At 69.8% G+C, this 13,791-nt stretch carries 14 protein-coding genes; 3 read left to right on the forward strand and 11 right to left on the reverse strand.

The genetic code is table 11. The features are described 5' to 3' along the window. Positions 1–57: 57 nt before the first annotated feature. From ACIPYT_RS04885 to ACIPYT_RS04910, 6 genes are all read right to left on the reverse strand, one after another. On the reverse strand, positions 58–813 hold the full coding sequence (locus ACIPYT_RS04885; protein ID WP_401071180.1) for a Pr6Pr family membrane protein: 756 nt from the start codon (positions 811–813) through the stop codon (positions 58–60). A gap of 75 nt (positions 814–888) precedes the next feature. Then, positions 889–1,857 (reverse strand): sugar kinase, encoded by a 969-nt coding sequence (locus tag ACIPYT_RS04890; RefSeq protein ID WP_401071182.1) that lies wholly within the window; start codon positions 1,855–1,857, stop codon positions 889–891. Positions 1,858–1,884: 27 nt separating this feature from the next. Then, positions 1,885–3,111, reverse strand: coding sequence for a D-mannonate dehydratase ManD (gene manD, locus ACIPYT_RS04895; protein WP_401071184.1), 1,227 nt, complete (start codon positions 3,109–3,111; stop codon positions 1,885–1,887). A gap of 88 nt (positions 3,112–3,199) precedes the next feature. Then, complete coding sequence (locus tag ACIPYT_RS04900) at positions 3,200–4,594, reverse strand: MFS transporter (protein ID WP_401071186.1); 1,395 nt, start codon at positions 4,592–4,594, stop codon at positions 3,200–3,202. A 57-nt stretch (positions 4,595–4,651) separates the two neighbouring features. Continuing rightward, a complete protein-coding gene (locus tag ACIPYT_RS04905) occupies positions 4,652–5,656 on the reverse strand; it encodes an L-idonate 5-dehydrogenase (protein WP_401071188.1) in 1,005 nt (334 codons plus the stop codon). Further along, positions 5,653–7,146, reverse strand: a complete 1,494-nt coding sequence (locus ACIPYT_RS04910; RefSeq protein ID WP_401071190.1) for a mannitol dehydrogenase family protein — start codon at positions 7,144–7,146, stop codon at positions 5,653–5,655. Before ACIPYT_RS04910 ends, ACIPYT_RS04905 begins: the two co-directional genes overlap by 4 nt. 90 nt (positions 7,147–7,236) lie before the next feature. On the opposite strand from ACIPYT_RS04910, the gene ACIPYT_RS04915 reads away from it, so the two are divergent. After that, positions 7,237–8,202: a LacI family DNA-binding transcriptional regulator gene (locus ACIPYT_RS04915; protein ID WP_401071191.1), complete on the forward strand. Its 966-nt coding sequence runs from the start codon at positions 7,237–7,239 to the stop codon at positions 8,200–8,202. A 27-nt stretch (positions 8,203–8,229) separates the two neighbouring features. Here ACIPYT_RS04915 and ACIPYT_RS04920 read toward each other — a convergent pair whose 3' ends face one another. Continuing rightward, on the reverse strand, positions 8,230–8,943 hold the full coding sequence (locus ACIPYT_RS04920; RefSeq protein WP_401071193.1) for an aspartate/glutamate racemase family protein: 714 nt from the start codon (positions 8,941–8,943) through the stop codon (positions 8,230–8,232). Further along, entirely contained in the window at positions 8,936–9,385 is a 450-nt protein-coding gene (locus tag ACIPYT_RS04925) for a MarR family winged helix-turn-helix transcriptional regulator (protein WP_401071195.1), read from the reverse strand. The genes ACIPYT_RS04920 and ACIPYT_RS04925 overlap by 8 nt, the downstream gene beginning before the upstream one ends. Positions 9,386–9,509: 124 nt before the next feature. Between ACIPYT_RS04925 and ACIPYT_RS04930 the strand changes: the two genes are divergently transcribed. Continuing rightward, positions 9,510–10,697, forward strand: coding sequence for an MFS transporter (locus ACIPYT_RS04930; protein ID WP_401071197.1), 1,188 nt, complete (start codon positions 9,510–9,512; stop codon positions 10,695–10,697). A 3-nt stretch (positions 10,698–10,700) separates the two neighbouring features. On the opposite strand, the gene ACIPYT_RS04935 is transcribed toward ACIPYT_RS04930, so the two are convergent. After that, positions 10,701–11,519, reverse strand: coding sequence for a shikimate 5-dehydrogenase (locus ACIPYT_RS04935; protein WP_401071199.1), 819 nt, complete (start codon positions 11,517–11,519; stop codon positions 10,701–10,703). 534 nt (positions 11,520–12,053) lie between these two features. Here ACIPYT_RS04935 and ACIPYT_RS04940 point away from each other — a divergent pair. Beyond that, positions 12,054–12,260 carry a cold-shock protein gene (locus ACIPYT_RS04940; protein ID WP_050723454.1) on the forward strand — a complete coding sequence of 69 codons (207 nt, stop codon included), beginning with the start codon at positions 12,054–12,056 and terminating at the stop codon, positions 12,258–12,260. Between the two features lie 117 nt (positions 12,261–12,377). On the opposite strand, the gene ACIPYT_RS04945 is transcribed toward ACIPYT_RS04940, so the two are convergent. Next, positions 12,378–13,043, reverse strand: coding sequence for an HAD hydrolase-like protein (locus ACIPYT_RS04945; protein ID WP_401071201.1), 666 nt, complete (start codon positions 13,041–13,043; stop codon positions 12,378–12,380). A gap of 49 nt (positions 13,044–13,092) precedes the next feature. Continuing rightward, on the reverse strand, positions 13,093–13,788 hold the full coding sequence (gene nucS, locus ACIPYT_RS04950) for an endonuclease NucS (RefSeq protein ID WP_401071203.1): 696 nt from the start codon (positions 13,786–13,788) through the stop codon (positions 13,093–13,095). Positions 13,789–13,791 lie beyond the last annotated feature (3 nt).

The raw sequence follows: 13,791 nt of genomic DNA on the forward strand, positions 1-13,791 counted from the left end.
AGGACGGATGCCGGTGATCAGGCCCGCAGGCGTGCCCCGATCCTGCAGATGGGCCGGTCAGCGCTCGCGGCGCGCGAGGCGTCCGAGCACGCGGTCGACCACGACGTAGACGTAGCCGACCGCGACGAGCGCGACCGTGAGGGCGGCGATCCAGGTGAGCACGCCGCCGACGCCGAGCGTGTCGACGTCGAGGAACGGATACGGATACCGGTCGCCGCCGACGAACTCGCCGCCGAGTGCGCCGTAGACCAGTGACCAGCCGAGGTAGGCGAACGGGATCAGCGTCCACAGCAACGGGTCGACCCAGCGGAACGCATCCTTGGGCACGAAGAGCAGCCAGTCGAGGATGATCAGCGCCGGCGTCACGATGTGGATGAGCGTGTCGGTGAGCGAATAGATGTCCGTGTCACCGGCGTCGATGCGCGTCGGCACCAGCACGACGACGTAGATCAGCATCGTCACGGTGATCGCCATCATGACGGCGCCGCCCCAGCGGGCGCTCGGCGTCGAGGTGCCGGCCGGCCCGCTGCGACGCAGGTCACGCCCCGTGCTGACGACGAGCAGCAGCATCCACCCGAGGCAGATCAGGTCACTGACCATCGTGAAGTAGAGGAAGCTCGTCCAGTCGGGTGCGCCGGTGAGCAGGTCGGCATTGCGCACGATGCCCGTGAGGATGACGGCGAGGGCGATGACTCGGTACACGAGTGCGACCGGGCGCAGGTTCAGGGCGGCATCCGCGAACATCCGGATCCCGCCTGACTGAGATCCCGGAATATCGGCGACCGCGGGCGGAGTCACGACGGTCTTCGGCATACATCGAGGCTACGCGCCTTCGGGTGGCTCCGCGCGCGCGACAGCGTTCTCACTCCCGCCAAGGCACCCGTGCGCTCAGCGCCGCACGGGGTCGGCGGCATCGCCCGCAAGGAACCGGTCGAGGTCGCGGCGCGTGGGCGCGGCCTCCCAGTCGCCGGGGACCAGGCAGGCCATGGCTCCGCAGGCGTTCGCCCGGCGCAGGATCTCGTCGGTCGCGAGTCCCTCGAGCAGTCCGCTGAGGTAGCCGGCGACGAACGCGTCACCCGCGCCGACCGTGTCGAGGGCGGCGATGCGGAAACCCTCCGCCTCGACCACCTCGTCGGCCGTGACGACCGCGGCGCCCGCAGGGCCGAGCTTCACGACGGTCGTCGCGCATCCGGCGTCCCTCAGCCGCGCCGCGGCCTCGGCCGCTGACGCCTCGGGATACAGGATCGAGAACTCGTCCTCGCCGCCGAACACGATGTCGGCGCGCTCGGCGATCGCGCGCAGGATCGGGCCCGCGACCGCGGGTGCGGCGAGCTTCGACCGGTAGTTCACATCGAACGAGACGCGGATGCCGGCAGCTCGCGCGCTGTCGATCGCGGTGTGCACGGCATCCGTCGCCGACTCCGACAACAGGGGAGTGATGCCTGTGACGTGCAGCAGCGCGGCCGACTCGACCCAGCGCTCGGGCAGATCGGCCGGCCGCAGTCGCGACCCGGCCGACCCGGCACGGTAGTAGTGCACGGCGGTGGATGCCGCTGACGGGCGCTCCTTGACCATGAGGCCGGTCGCGGCATCCGGGTCGAGCACGGCGCGCACGTCGACGCGCTCGCTGCGGATCTCCCGCACGACCCGTTCGCCGAGCGAATCGTCGCCGACGCGGCCCAGCCAGGAGGTCGCGACGCCGAGACGGGCGAGTCCGATCGCGACGTTGCTCTCGGCGCCGCCGATGCCGAGAGCGAGATCAGCGGTGTGACGCAGCGAGCCGATCTCGGTCGCACGCACCAGGGCCATGGTCTCGCCGAGCGTCACGACCGACGGCGAGGACGTCGCCGGGGTCATCGCTCGCCGATCGCGTTCGGCGCCTGATCACCAGTCATGCACGGTTCCATCGAGCAGGCGGTTCACCGGCAGGTACGCCTTGGTGTACTCGTGGCCGGCCGCCGCGGTCTCGTCGAGATCGACGCCCAGACCCGGCGTCTCGCCGGGGTGCAGGAAGCCCTTGTCGAACGTGAACGACGTCTGGAACACCTCGAGCGTCTGCTCGTTGTGCGGCATGTACTCCTGGATGCCGAAGTTGTGGATCGCGAGGTCGAGGTGCAGGGCGGCGGCCATGCCGACCGGCGAGATGTCGGTCGGACCGTGGATGCCGGACTTGATGCCGTAGATCGCGGCGAAGTCGAGCAGCTTCTTCATCGCCGTGATGCCGCCGGTGTGGGTGACCGCCGAGCGCACGTAGTCGATCAGGCGCTCGGTGATGAGCGTCTGGTAGTCGTACACCGAGTTGAAGATCTCGCCGATCGCGAGCGGCGTCGTGGAGTGCTGGCGCACGAGACGCAGCGCGCTCTGGTCCTCGCCGGGGGTGCAGTCCTCGAGCCAGAACAGGTCGTAGGGCTCGACCTCCTTGGCGAAGCGGGCGGCCTCGATGGGCGTCATCCGGTGGTGACCGTCGTGCAGGATGCGGAGGTCGGTGCCGAAGTCCTCGCGGATCTGCGCGAAGATCCCGGGCATGTGGTTGAGGTAGTTGCGCGTGTCCCAGGTCTCCTCGCTGGGGCGGGCTCCCGAGCGCTTGGCGGGCTCGTAGTCGTAGCGCACGCCGGGGCCGGAGGAGGAGACGCCGTAGATCTGGCCCAGTCCGGGCACACCGGTCTGCACGCGCACGGCCGTGTAGCCGAGCTCCTCGTAGCCGGCGATCGCGTTCTTGAGGGCGGCGTAGTCGGTGCCGGAGGCGTGTGCGTAGACGCGCACGCCCTCCCGGCTCGCTCCGCCGAGCAGCTGGTACAGCGGCATCCCGGCCTTCTTGGCCTTGATGTCCCACAGGGCCATGTCGACCGCGGCGATCGCGGCCATGGTCACCGGGCCGCGGCGCCAGTACGCCCCGCGGTAGAGGTACTGCCAGGTGTCTTCGATGCGGTCTTCGTCGCGGCCGATCAGCATCGAGGCGAGGTGGTCGGAGAGGTACGACGCGACGGCGAGCTCGCGGCCGTTCAGGGTCGCATCGCCCCATCCGACGATGCCGTCGGAGGTCGTGATCTTGAGCGTGACGAAGTTGCGCCCCGGGCTGGTGATGATGACGTCGGCGAGCTCGATGGTCATGGTCTACTCCTGGAGGTGGTGGAGGCGGAGGTGGTGGGGCGCGGCCGTTCGGGTCGGCCGCGCCCCTGGTCGAGATGGTCGGGTGCGGTCAGACCGCGTCGCGCGGGTCGGTGAGGTCGCGACCGGCCACCTCGGGCATGATGATCGACGCCACGAGCGCGCACAGCGTGAAGAACACGAGCATGATGATGATCGGGATGAACGAGCCGGTCACGGCCGACACCCACGCGGCGGCGATCACGGGGCCGGCGCCGGTCGCGACGATCGCCGCGATCTCGCGGGCCATGGCCGTGTACGTGTACCGGTTGCGGGCGCCGAAGATCTCGGGCAGCGTCAGGTTCTCGAGCGAGGCGAAGCTCATCACCGCGAGGTTGTGCAGCACGACGTAGCCGACGAACACCTGCAGCGTGTCCTTGCTGCTGATCATGAGCATGGTCGGGACGATCACGATCAGGGCGACGACGGCCCACACCATGTACATGCGCTTGCGGCCGAAGCGGTCGCCGAGCCAGCCCGAGAGCGGCACCGTGATGAAGGCGACGAGCGACGACACGATGACCGCGTTGACACCGATGCTCTTGTCGAGCAGCAGCACCACGGTGATGTAGCTGATGAGGTACGTCTGGATCATGCCGGAGTTGCCGGCCTGGCCGAAGCGCAGCAGCAGCGCGATGATGAACGCCTTGATGGGCTTGCGCTGCATGGCCTCGAGGGTGCGCACGTCGCCGGTCTCGGTCGCGAGCTGGATCGTCTCCTGGCGCGACAGGGCCTTGCCGTCGACGACGTCGTCGCGCTCCTCGAAGACCGGGGTCTCCTTGAGGTTGAAGCGCACCCAGATCGCGAAGAGCATGATGACGGCGCTGGCGATGAACGGGATGCGCCATGCCCACGCGATGACCTCGTCTTCGCTGTACGCGACGAGGAGGATGGCCCAGATCGCCGAGGCGAGCAGCGTGCCGCAGTTGGTGCCGAGGGCGACGAGCGAGGCGATGATGCCGCGTCGCTTGGCCGGGGCGTACTCCGCGAGCATGACGCCCGCGCCGGAGATCTCGGCGCCGGCTCCGAAGCCCTGCGCGATGCGGAGCACCACGAGCAGGATCGGGGCGAGGATGCCCACCTGCGAGTACGTCGGCAGCACGCCGATGAGCGTGGTCGCGAGGCCCATCAGGAGGATCGTGTAGAAGAGCACCTTGGTGCGACCGGTCTTGTCGCCGAGGCGTGCGAAGAAGAACGCGCCGATCGGGCGGGCGACGTAGCCGACGCCGTAGGTCGCCATCGCGGCGACGACCGCCACGGCGGGGTTCTCGGAAGAGAAGAACAGGTCGGCGAACACGAGCGCGGCTGCCAGCGAGTACAGCTGGTAGTCCATGAACTCGAGAGCGGTGCCGAGCCAGCCGGAGATCGCGGCGCGGACGAGGTCCTTCACCGACCTCTTCGCGGTGGGATCGGCGGCGGCTGCCGCCGTCGTCTGGGTGTCTGACATGGGAGGTACTCCTTCGGACCAGGAACGGGTGGTGTGCGCGGGGGCGCGGGGGTGGTGCTAGAGGGACAGCAGGACCTTGGCCGAGGCCGACGAGTCGCGGGCGAGCTCGAAGGCCTGGACGGCGTCGGATGCCGGGAGGACGTGGGAGATGACGGAGTCGAGGGCGTCGGACTCGGCCAGCATGCGCACGGCGTCGTCGATCTCGGTCGAGAAGCGGAACGCGCCGCGGATCGTGAGCTCCTTCGCGAGCATGGGCGCGAGGTTCACGCCGATCTCGGCGTTCGCGAGCATGCCGACCTGCACGACCGTGCCGGCGCGGCGCGCGGCGCGGACCGCCTGGGTCAGGGCGACGCCCACCCCCGAGCACTCGAACACGACGTCGTACGACTCGTCGTCGATCGCGTCGCGCCCGACGAGCGCGACCTCGGTGGCGCCGAGCGACTGCGCACGCGTCAGCGGCTCTTCGCGCACGTCGCTCGCACCGACGGCGGACGCTCCCGCGTGCGCGGCGGCCGCGACGACGAGCAGACCGATCGGCCCGGCGCCGATCACGAGGGCGCGCTTCCCGGTGAGATCGCCCGCGAGGCTCACGGCGTGGATCGCGACCGCCAGCGGCTCGGCGAGCGCGGCGCGCTCGAGGGGCAGGGATGCCGGGAGCACGCGGATCATGTGGTCTTCGACGAGCAGGTACTCGGAGGCCCCGCCCTGGCGGTGCGGGTTCGCGGCCGCGCTGCCGAAGTAGTCGCCGCCGGGGCGCAGGTGCGGGCGCTCCTCGAGGCCGGGGACGGAGGGGCCGTAGCGGGCCGGGTGCACCGTGACGGGCGTGCCGGGAGCCAGGCGGCCGGACGGGTCGAGATCGACGACGCCGGACAGCTCGTGACCCGGGGTCAGGGGCTCCCGGATCGTGTACTCGCCGTTGGCGCCGTGGAAGTAGTAGTGCAGGTCGGATCCGCAGATGCCGACGTAGTTCACGCGCAGGCGGACCTCGCCGTCGCCGGGGGTCGGGACCTCGCGGTCCTCCCAGCGGATGTCCTCCTTGCCGTGGATGGCGAGAGCCTTCATCGCTGCATCTCCTTCGTCAGGGTCGCTGTCGTCATGGGGGCGCCGGTCGCATTCACGGCGTCGTCGATCGCGGCATCGACACCCTGCCGCCGGATGGTGTCGGTCAGCTCGCCGACACGGTCGATGAAAGCATCCTGCTCCGCGAGCTCGGATCCGAACAGCCGCAGCTCGGCGATCACGCGACGCGCGAGCTCACGGCCGTCGCGGGCGGTCGCGGCGAGGGCGCCGAGGCGCTCGCGCGCGGCATCCGTCATCGCGGCGGCGTGGAGCCCGGGGTCGAAGCCCGACAGCGGCGCGAGGCACGAGAGGTAGCCGGCGACCGTGAGCGCGATGAGGTGGGGCATCTCGCCGCGGCCGAGCGCGAGAAGGGCGGGCTCGGGGATGCGCTGGCGCAGCTTGACCGACCCGTCGGTGCCGACCTGGCTCGTGCGGTGGCCGAGCGCCGAGTTGGCGAAGCGCTCGAAGAGCTGGCTCTCGTAGGCGCGGATGTCGACGCCGGTCGGAACCTCGATCGACGGCTCGTACTCGTCTCGCAGCACGCCGCGGGCGGCGCGCTCGATGCGCTCGATGCCGACGGCCGCGGGGATCGTGGCCGCACCGCTCAGCGCGCCGAGATAGGCGAGCAGCGAGTGCGTGCCGTTCAGGAGGCGCACCTTCATCTGCTCGTAGCGGCCGACCTCGTCGGTGAACACGGCGCCGCCGGCTTCCCAGGCCGGGCGTCCTGCGGCGAAGGCGTCTTCGATCGCCCACATCGTGAACGGCTCGGCGGGCACCGGGATGTCGTCGCGTGCACCGAGCAGCGATCCCACGCGGGTGCGCAGCTCGGGAGTGGTCGCGGGCACGATGCGGTCGACCATGCTCGACGGGAACGTGACGGCGCGGTCGAGGTAGGCGAGCGTCTCGGCGCCCTCGGCGCCTGGGAGCTCCTGCAGGAACTCGCGTACGAGCTTCTCGGTGTGCTTGCCGTTGGCGGCGAGGTTGTCGCAGCTCAGGATCGAGATCGGCGCCCCGCCGGCGGCGCGGGCCTGGAGTCCGCGGGCGAGCTGGCCGATGGTCGAGCGGGGCGATCCGCCGCGCAGATCGGCCCGCACGGTCTCGTCGTCGAGGTCGAGGCGCTGCGTGGCCGCCGAATAGCTGTAGCCGTTCTCGGTGACCGTGAGGGTGACGATGCGGATGCCGTCGTCGGCGATCTGCGCGACGACGCGGTCGGGGTGGTCGCCGCCGACGAAGGAGTCGGTGTGGGACCCCGGGACCGACAGCGTCGTGGTGTCGGGGGAGATCGTGGCGACCGCGTAGAGGTGATCCTGCGCGTGCAGAGCGTCGACGATCGTGCGCGACCGCGAGGCGACGCCGATGATGCCCCAGTCGCCGCCCTGGGCCTGGAGGGCCGCGGCGGTGTACACCGCCTGGTGCGCGCGGTGGAAGCTGCCGAGTCCGAGGTGCAGGATCCCTGCGCGCTCGGGTCGGGGGTGATCGGCGATGATCGTCATGTAAGCAGTGTGTATCAGTTGTACAAACTTGTCAAGCGCGTTTACATGGGGGTGCGGGACCATAGGATTGCACGAAAGACGGAGGGCGACGTGGCAGCGACACTGACGGACGTGGCACGGCACGCGGGCGTGTCGATCGCGACCGCGTCCCGCGCCTTCGGCGAGCCCGACCGGCTCGCGCCCGCCACCCTCGACCGTGTGCTCGACGCCGCTAGCGAGCTCGGGTACGCGAGTCCGCAGTCCTCGTCCACCGCGACGCGCACCTTCGGCGTCGTGCTGCCCGATGTCGCGAACCCCGTGTACGGCACGCTGTTGAAGGCGATCCAGGGGCAGGCGTGGCACGGCCGCCACCGCATCGTCGTGTTCGACGCCGACGAGGATCTCCGTCGGGAACGCGAGCAGATCGAGCAGGCGCGCAAGCTCGACGGCATGCTGCTGTGCTCGCCCCGACTGCCCGACGCCGACGTGCTCGACCTCGTCGGCGACACCCCCTGCGTCGTGGTCAACCGCCAGATCGACGGCGCCGTGTGCGTCGTGATGGACACCGAGCACGGCCCGGCGCAGGCGATCGAGCACCTCGCGGCGCTCGGTCACACCCACATCGCGTACGCCTCGGGTCCGCGCGGATCCTGGGCCGACGTGCGTCGCGCCGACACGGTCGCCCGCGCGTGCGAGCGCCACGGCATCCGCCTCACGCGCCTCAGTCATCAGGCCGCGTCGATCCAGGGCGGGCGCGCCGCAGCGGCTCCCGCCGCGGCCAGCGGCGCGACCGCGGTGGTCGCCTACAACGACCTCGTCGCCCTGGGCCTGGAGGCCGGGATGCTGGAGCTCGGCCGCCGGTGTCCTGCCGACGTCAGCATCGTGGGGATCGACGACATCGACCTCGCCGGCGCCGTGACCCCCGCCCTCACGACCGTGCGCATGCCGATCGACCGCAGCGGCACCGTCGCGGTGGATCTGCTGCTGCAGCGGCTTGCGGGAGACGACATCGACGACGTGCCGCCGCTCGCCTCGCAATTGATCGTGCGCGCCTCCACGGCCGCTCCCGCGGCCTGACGCCCGTCGGCCGCAGAAGCCGAACAGTCAGTGCGGCGCGAGCGCGCGATCGACCGCGACCTCGACGTGCAGCGCGGTGGTCGGGAAGACGGCAACGGGGGAGTCCGCCGCGGAGACGAGCAGCTCGATCTCGGTGCATCCGAGGATCACACCCTCGGCGCCCTGCTCGACGAGTCGCCCGATCACCTCGGCGTAGCGCTGTCGCGACTCTTCCCGGATCTTGCCGTGCACGAGCTCGTCGTAGATGACCTCATGCACGAGGGCGCGGTCGGCGGCGTCGGGCACGACGGCGTCGATGCCGTGCGTGGCGAGCCTCTCCCGGTAGAACGGCTGTTCCATCGTGAAGGCGGTGCCGAGCAGGCCGACCTTCGTGAGACCTGCGGCGGACACGGCCTGCGCGGCGACGTCGGCGATGTGCAGGAACGGGATGCCGACGGCATCCTCGATGCGGTCGGCGACCAGGTGCATCGTGTTCGTGCACAGCACGAGCAGCTCGGCGCCGGCGGCTTCGAGAGCGCGCGCCCGTGCCGCGAGCAGCGTGCCCGCGGCATCCCAGTCGCCCCGCGCCTGCATCGCCTCGACCTCGGCGAAGTCGACCGAGTCGAGCATGATGCGCGCGGAGTGGTACCCGCCGAGCTTCTCGTGGACGCGCTCGTTCGCGAGCCGATACCACTCGAGCGACGACTCCCAGCTCATTCCGCCGAGCACGCCGATCGTCTTCATGCGCGCGGCCTCAGGCATCGACGGATGCTCCCTGCAGCGCGTGCACGACCGGCGCGAGCTCGGGCTGGAGCACCGCCTCGCCGAGCGTGCGCTCGAGGGTCTCGTCGTGGATCGGCTGCGCCTGGTCGTAGAGCTCACGACCGGCCGGTGTGAGCTCGGTGTAGATGCCGCGTCGGTCGTCGGCGCACAGGATGCGGGTGAGCAGTCCGCGATCTTCGAGGCGTGTGACGAGGCGTGTGGTCGCGCTCGGGCTGAGTGCCGCGGCGCGGGCGAGCTGCTGCATCCGCATGTGCCACCCGTCCTGTCGGCTGAGGGCGTCGAGCACGGTGTACTCCACGACGGAGAGGCCGGCCGCGGCGCCGAGGGCGCGCTCCAGTTCGGTGTCGATGATGCCGTGCAGTGCGGCGAGGGTGCGCCAGCCGCGCGCGCGGATCTCGACGGCGTCGTCCGAGATGCCCATGGTGTCCTCCGAGTCGAAGCCTAAGTCGTTGCTTGCGCTGGATAGTTGCGTGTGCAATGATTATCCGTCGGACGCAATATCCCGCGTCTGCAACTACTTTAGCAGAGCATCTCGGAGCACACCCATGCCACTCGGACTCATCGCACTCGCCATCGGCGCCTTCGGCATCGGACTCACGGAGTTCGTCATCATGGGCCTCCTGCCCGAGGTCGCGGGCGACTTCGGGGTCACCGAGGCCGCGGCCGGATGGCTCATCTCGGGCTACGCGCTGAGCGTGGTCGTCGGCGCCCTCGGGATCACCGCCGCCACCACCCGCCTCCCGCGTCGCGCCGTGCTGCTGGGTCTCGTCGTGCTCTTTATCCTCGGCAATGCCCTCACGGCGGTCGCGCCGGACTACACCGTCGCGATGATCGGACGCATCGTCGCCGCACTCTGCCACGGCGCGTTCTTCGGCATCGGATCGGTCGTCGCCGCTGCGCTCGTCGCACCCGCGAAGAAGGCGCAGGCGATCGCGATCATGTTCACCGGACTCACCGCCGCGAACGTCTTCGGCGTTCCGTTCGGCACGTTCCTCGGGCAGCAGTTCGGCTGGCGCTCGACGTTCTGGGTGATCTCGGGCATCGGCGTCGTCGCGTTCGCGGGCATCGCCCTGCTCGTGAAGACACCGGCCAGTGGTGACACGCAGGTGAGCCTGCGCCACGAACTGCGCGCCTTCCGCTCCGGCCAGGTGTGGCTGTCGCTGATCGTGACGGCGCTCGCGTTCGGCGGCATGTTCGGCGCGTTCACCTACATCGCCTATACGCTCACCGGCGTCTCGGGCTTCGACGACGGCGCCGTGCCGTGGCTCCTGGTGCTGTTCGGTGTGGGCCTCGTGATCGGCAACGGGGTCGGCGGTCGCCTGGCCGACGGCGCGATCGATCGCACGCTGCTCCTCTTCATCGGGGCGTTGCTGGTCGTGCTGATCCTCTTCGGTCTGCTGGCCGGGTCGCAGCCGGCGACCATCGCGATCCTCGTGGTCATGGGCGCCTTCGGCTTCGGCACCGTGCCCGGGCTGCAGAGCAGGGTCATGCACTACGCGGGCGGTGCGCCCACGCTCGCCTCCGGCGCGAACATCGGCGCCTTCAACGTCGGCAACGCGCTGGGAGCCTGGGCCGGCGGCCTCGGCATCTCGGCGGGACTCGGGTACACCGCGCCCATCTGGATCGGCGCGGCGATAACCGCATCCGCGCTCGTCGTCATGGTGATCGCCGCCGTGAGCGCGCGGCGCCCCGTGGCGACCGCGTCGGGAACGCTGCGCACGGTCGCCGCCTGACCCCTACTGCGCGCGCATGAACTCCTCCGCCGCACGCACCTGATCGGCGGAGGGGCGGATGCCGGTGTACAGCACGAACTGCTCTAGCGCCTGCAGGGTCGCGACCTCGGCGCCCGTGATCACCGTTTTGCCTGCCGCGCGTCCGGCGCGCACGAGTGGCGTCTCGGCGGGCAACGCGACGACGTCGAACACGACGGACGCCGCGGCGATCTGCTCCTCGGCGAACGAGAGGATGCTCTCGTCGGCGCCTCCGGCCATGCCGATCGGGGTGATGTTGACGATCGCGTCGGCGGTCGCGCCGCCGGCATCCGCGATCCACGAGAAGCCGTAGAGATCGGCGAGGGCCCGCCCGCGCTCCTCGTTGCGTGCCGCGATCGTGACGCTCGCGAAGCCCGCGTTGCGGAAGGCGGCCGCGGTGGCCTTGGCCATCCCTCCGGATCCACGCAGCAGCACCGAGGATGCCGGGTCGAGACCGTTCCGTTCGATGAGCTGCGCGATCGCGCTGTAGTCCGTGTTGTACGCCGTGAGCACGCCGTCGTCGTTGACGATCGTGTTCACCGAGTCGATCGCGCTCGCGGAGGCGTCCATCCGGTCGACGAGCGCGATGACGTCCTCCTTGTAGGGCATCGAGATCGCGCAGCCGCGGATGCCGAGTCCGCGCACGCCGGCGACGGCCTGTGCGAGGTCTGTCGGCGCGAAGGCCTTGTAGATCCAGTTGAGCCCGAGCTCTTGATAGAGGAAGTTGTGGAAGCGCGTGCCGTTGTTGCTCGGTCGTGCCGACAGCGAGATGCACAGCGTCATGTCCTTGTTCAGCATGGTCACGGCACCAGGCTACTTCGCTCGGGGGAAGAAGGATCCCAGGTCGCGACACGGCCGTCGACCCCCATGGCGTGATCCGGACTCCTCCCCTAGGGTGAAGGTGCATGCACAGGGGATTGATCGTCTCCGTCCACCCCAGACGACGGGTTGTGCCTTCCCCAGAGGCACGGGCGATCCGTGCATGCGATTGGGCCCCCTCGAGTCGTTCAGTCCCCAATGCGCCACTCGAGGGGGCCGCTATCTTCCAGGAGATTTTCGACTTTTTTCGAACTTGTCCCCCAAATGGGGGACAAAACGTTCGCGGAGGGGTTAGGGTGGAATCTGACGCACCCTCCGGTCGTCTTCGGCCCTCATCGCTCCCCCCGCGGTGAGGGCCACACCATTTTTCGCACCCTGCACCGCCGCGTCGAGGGTGACGCTCGTGCAACATTTGGGTTACGGGCTGAAACCAGGACTTCCGCTCAGCGCGTGCTCCACTAGCGTGGAGCACGTCGGGGCATCCTGCGTCGGCTTCTTTTTCAGCAGAACAGGCAGTAAATGGCTACTCAGGGCACGGTCAAGTGGTTCAACTCGGAGAAGGGCTTCGGCTTCATCTCCCCCGACGACGGCGGCGCTGACGTTTTCGCGCACTACTCCGCCATCCAGTCTTCCGGCTACCGCTCGCTGGAGGAAAACCAGCGAGTCGAGTTCGACGTGGCGCAGGGCCCCAAGGGCCTGCAGGCCGAGAACATCCGTCCGGTCTGAGACCGGGCGACTCGAGAACTCCCCGACCGGGGCCGCAATGCTCGCGGCATCCGGCGGGGAGTTCTGTGCTTTCCGCGGGAAGTCCGATGGGGTGATCGCGGGGTGATCGCGGGGTGATCAGCCCAGCAGCAGCGCGCGCAGCTCGTCGGGCGACGAGACCCGGAACGCCGCGTCGTCGCCTTCGTGCGCGTCGCTGAAGCCCCAGTCGACGAAGATCACGGGCACGCCGTTCGCGATGCCGCCCTCGACGTCGTGATGGCGGTCGCCGATCAGCACGGGCCGCGACACGTCGGCGCCGCGCGCCTCCAGCCGCCGCAGCGCCTCGGCGACGATGTCGGTCTTCGACGCGAGCGTCGACTCGTCGGGGGTCGCGCCGACCGTGGTGAGGAAGAACGGACGCAGCTCGAAGAAGTCGACGATCGCATCGACCTGGTTCTCGGGCTTCGAGCTCGCGGTCGCCTGCGGCACCCCCGCGTCATGCAGGTCGCGGATGATGTCGGTGACGCCGGGGTAGGTGGCGATGTCGGTCGTGTAGCCGTCGGCCTTGCCGAGCTCGCGGTAGAACGACACGGCTTCGGTGGCCTGCTCCGGCGTCATGCCCGCCTGGTCCTGGAAGGAGCGGAACATGGGCGGCCCGATCCAGTGCGTCAGTTCCTCGCGGGTCGGCGCCGGCCGGCCGAAGTGGGTGAGCGCCACGTTCAGGCGGCGGAGGATCCCGACCGATGCGTCGACGATCGTGCCGTCGACGTCCCAGAGCACGCAGGAATAGGGGGAGTGAGCCATGCAACCAGCCTATGGGCACTTCTCCCGGCTGAATTCCGCCGGGTACCGCTCAGAACAGGCGCGGGATGCCGGACTCGATGCCCTTCATGTCGTCGTAGTCGAGCACGAGGCAGCGGATGCCACGGTCTTCGGCGAGCACGCGGGCCTGCGGCTTGATCTCTTGGGCGGCGAAGACGCCCTGCACGGGCGACAGGTGGGGGTCGCGGCCGAGGAGCTCGAGGTAGCGGGTGAGCTGCTCGACGCCGTCGATGTCGCCGCGGCGCTTGATCTCGACCGCGATCGCGGCGCCGTCGGCATCCCGCACCAGCAGGTCGACCGGGCCGATCGCGGTCGGGTACTCGCGGCGTACGAGCGTCGCGCCCTCCGAGATGCGGTCGACCTGCTCGGCCAGAAGTCGCTGTAGGTCGGCCTCCACGCCGTCTTTCTGCAGGCCGGGGTCGACGCCGAGGTCGTGGTTCGAGTCGTGGATGACCTCGTAGATCTGCACGCGCAGCGCGTCGCCGGTCTTCTTGTGCGTGACCCGCCAGACCTCGGTGACGCCCGCGCTCGCCTCCTCCTCACCGGGCTCCTCGGTCGCGAGCGAGCACGGCGGGCTCATCCAGTTCAGCGGCTTGTAGCTGCCGCCGTCGGAGTGCACGAGCAGACTGCCGTCTCCCTTGTGCACCAGCAGACGCGTGGCGAGGGGCAGGTGGGCATTCAGCCGCCCGGTGTAATCGACGGAGCAGCGGGCGATGACGAGACGCACCCG

Source organism: Microbacterium sp. NPDC089695 (assembly GCF_044749085.1).
GTDB lineage: Bacteria > Actinomycetota > Actinomycetes > Actinomycetales > Microbacteriaceae > Microbacterium.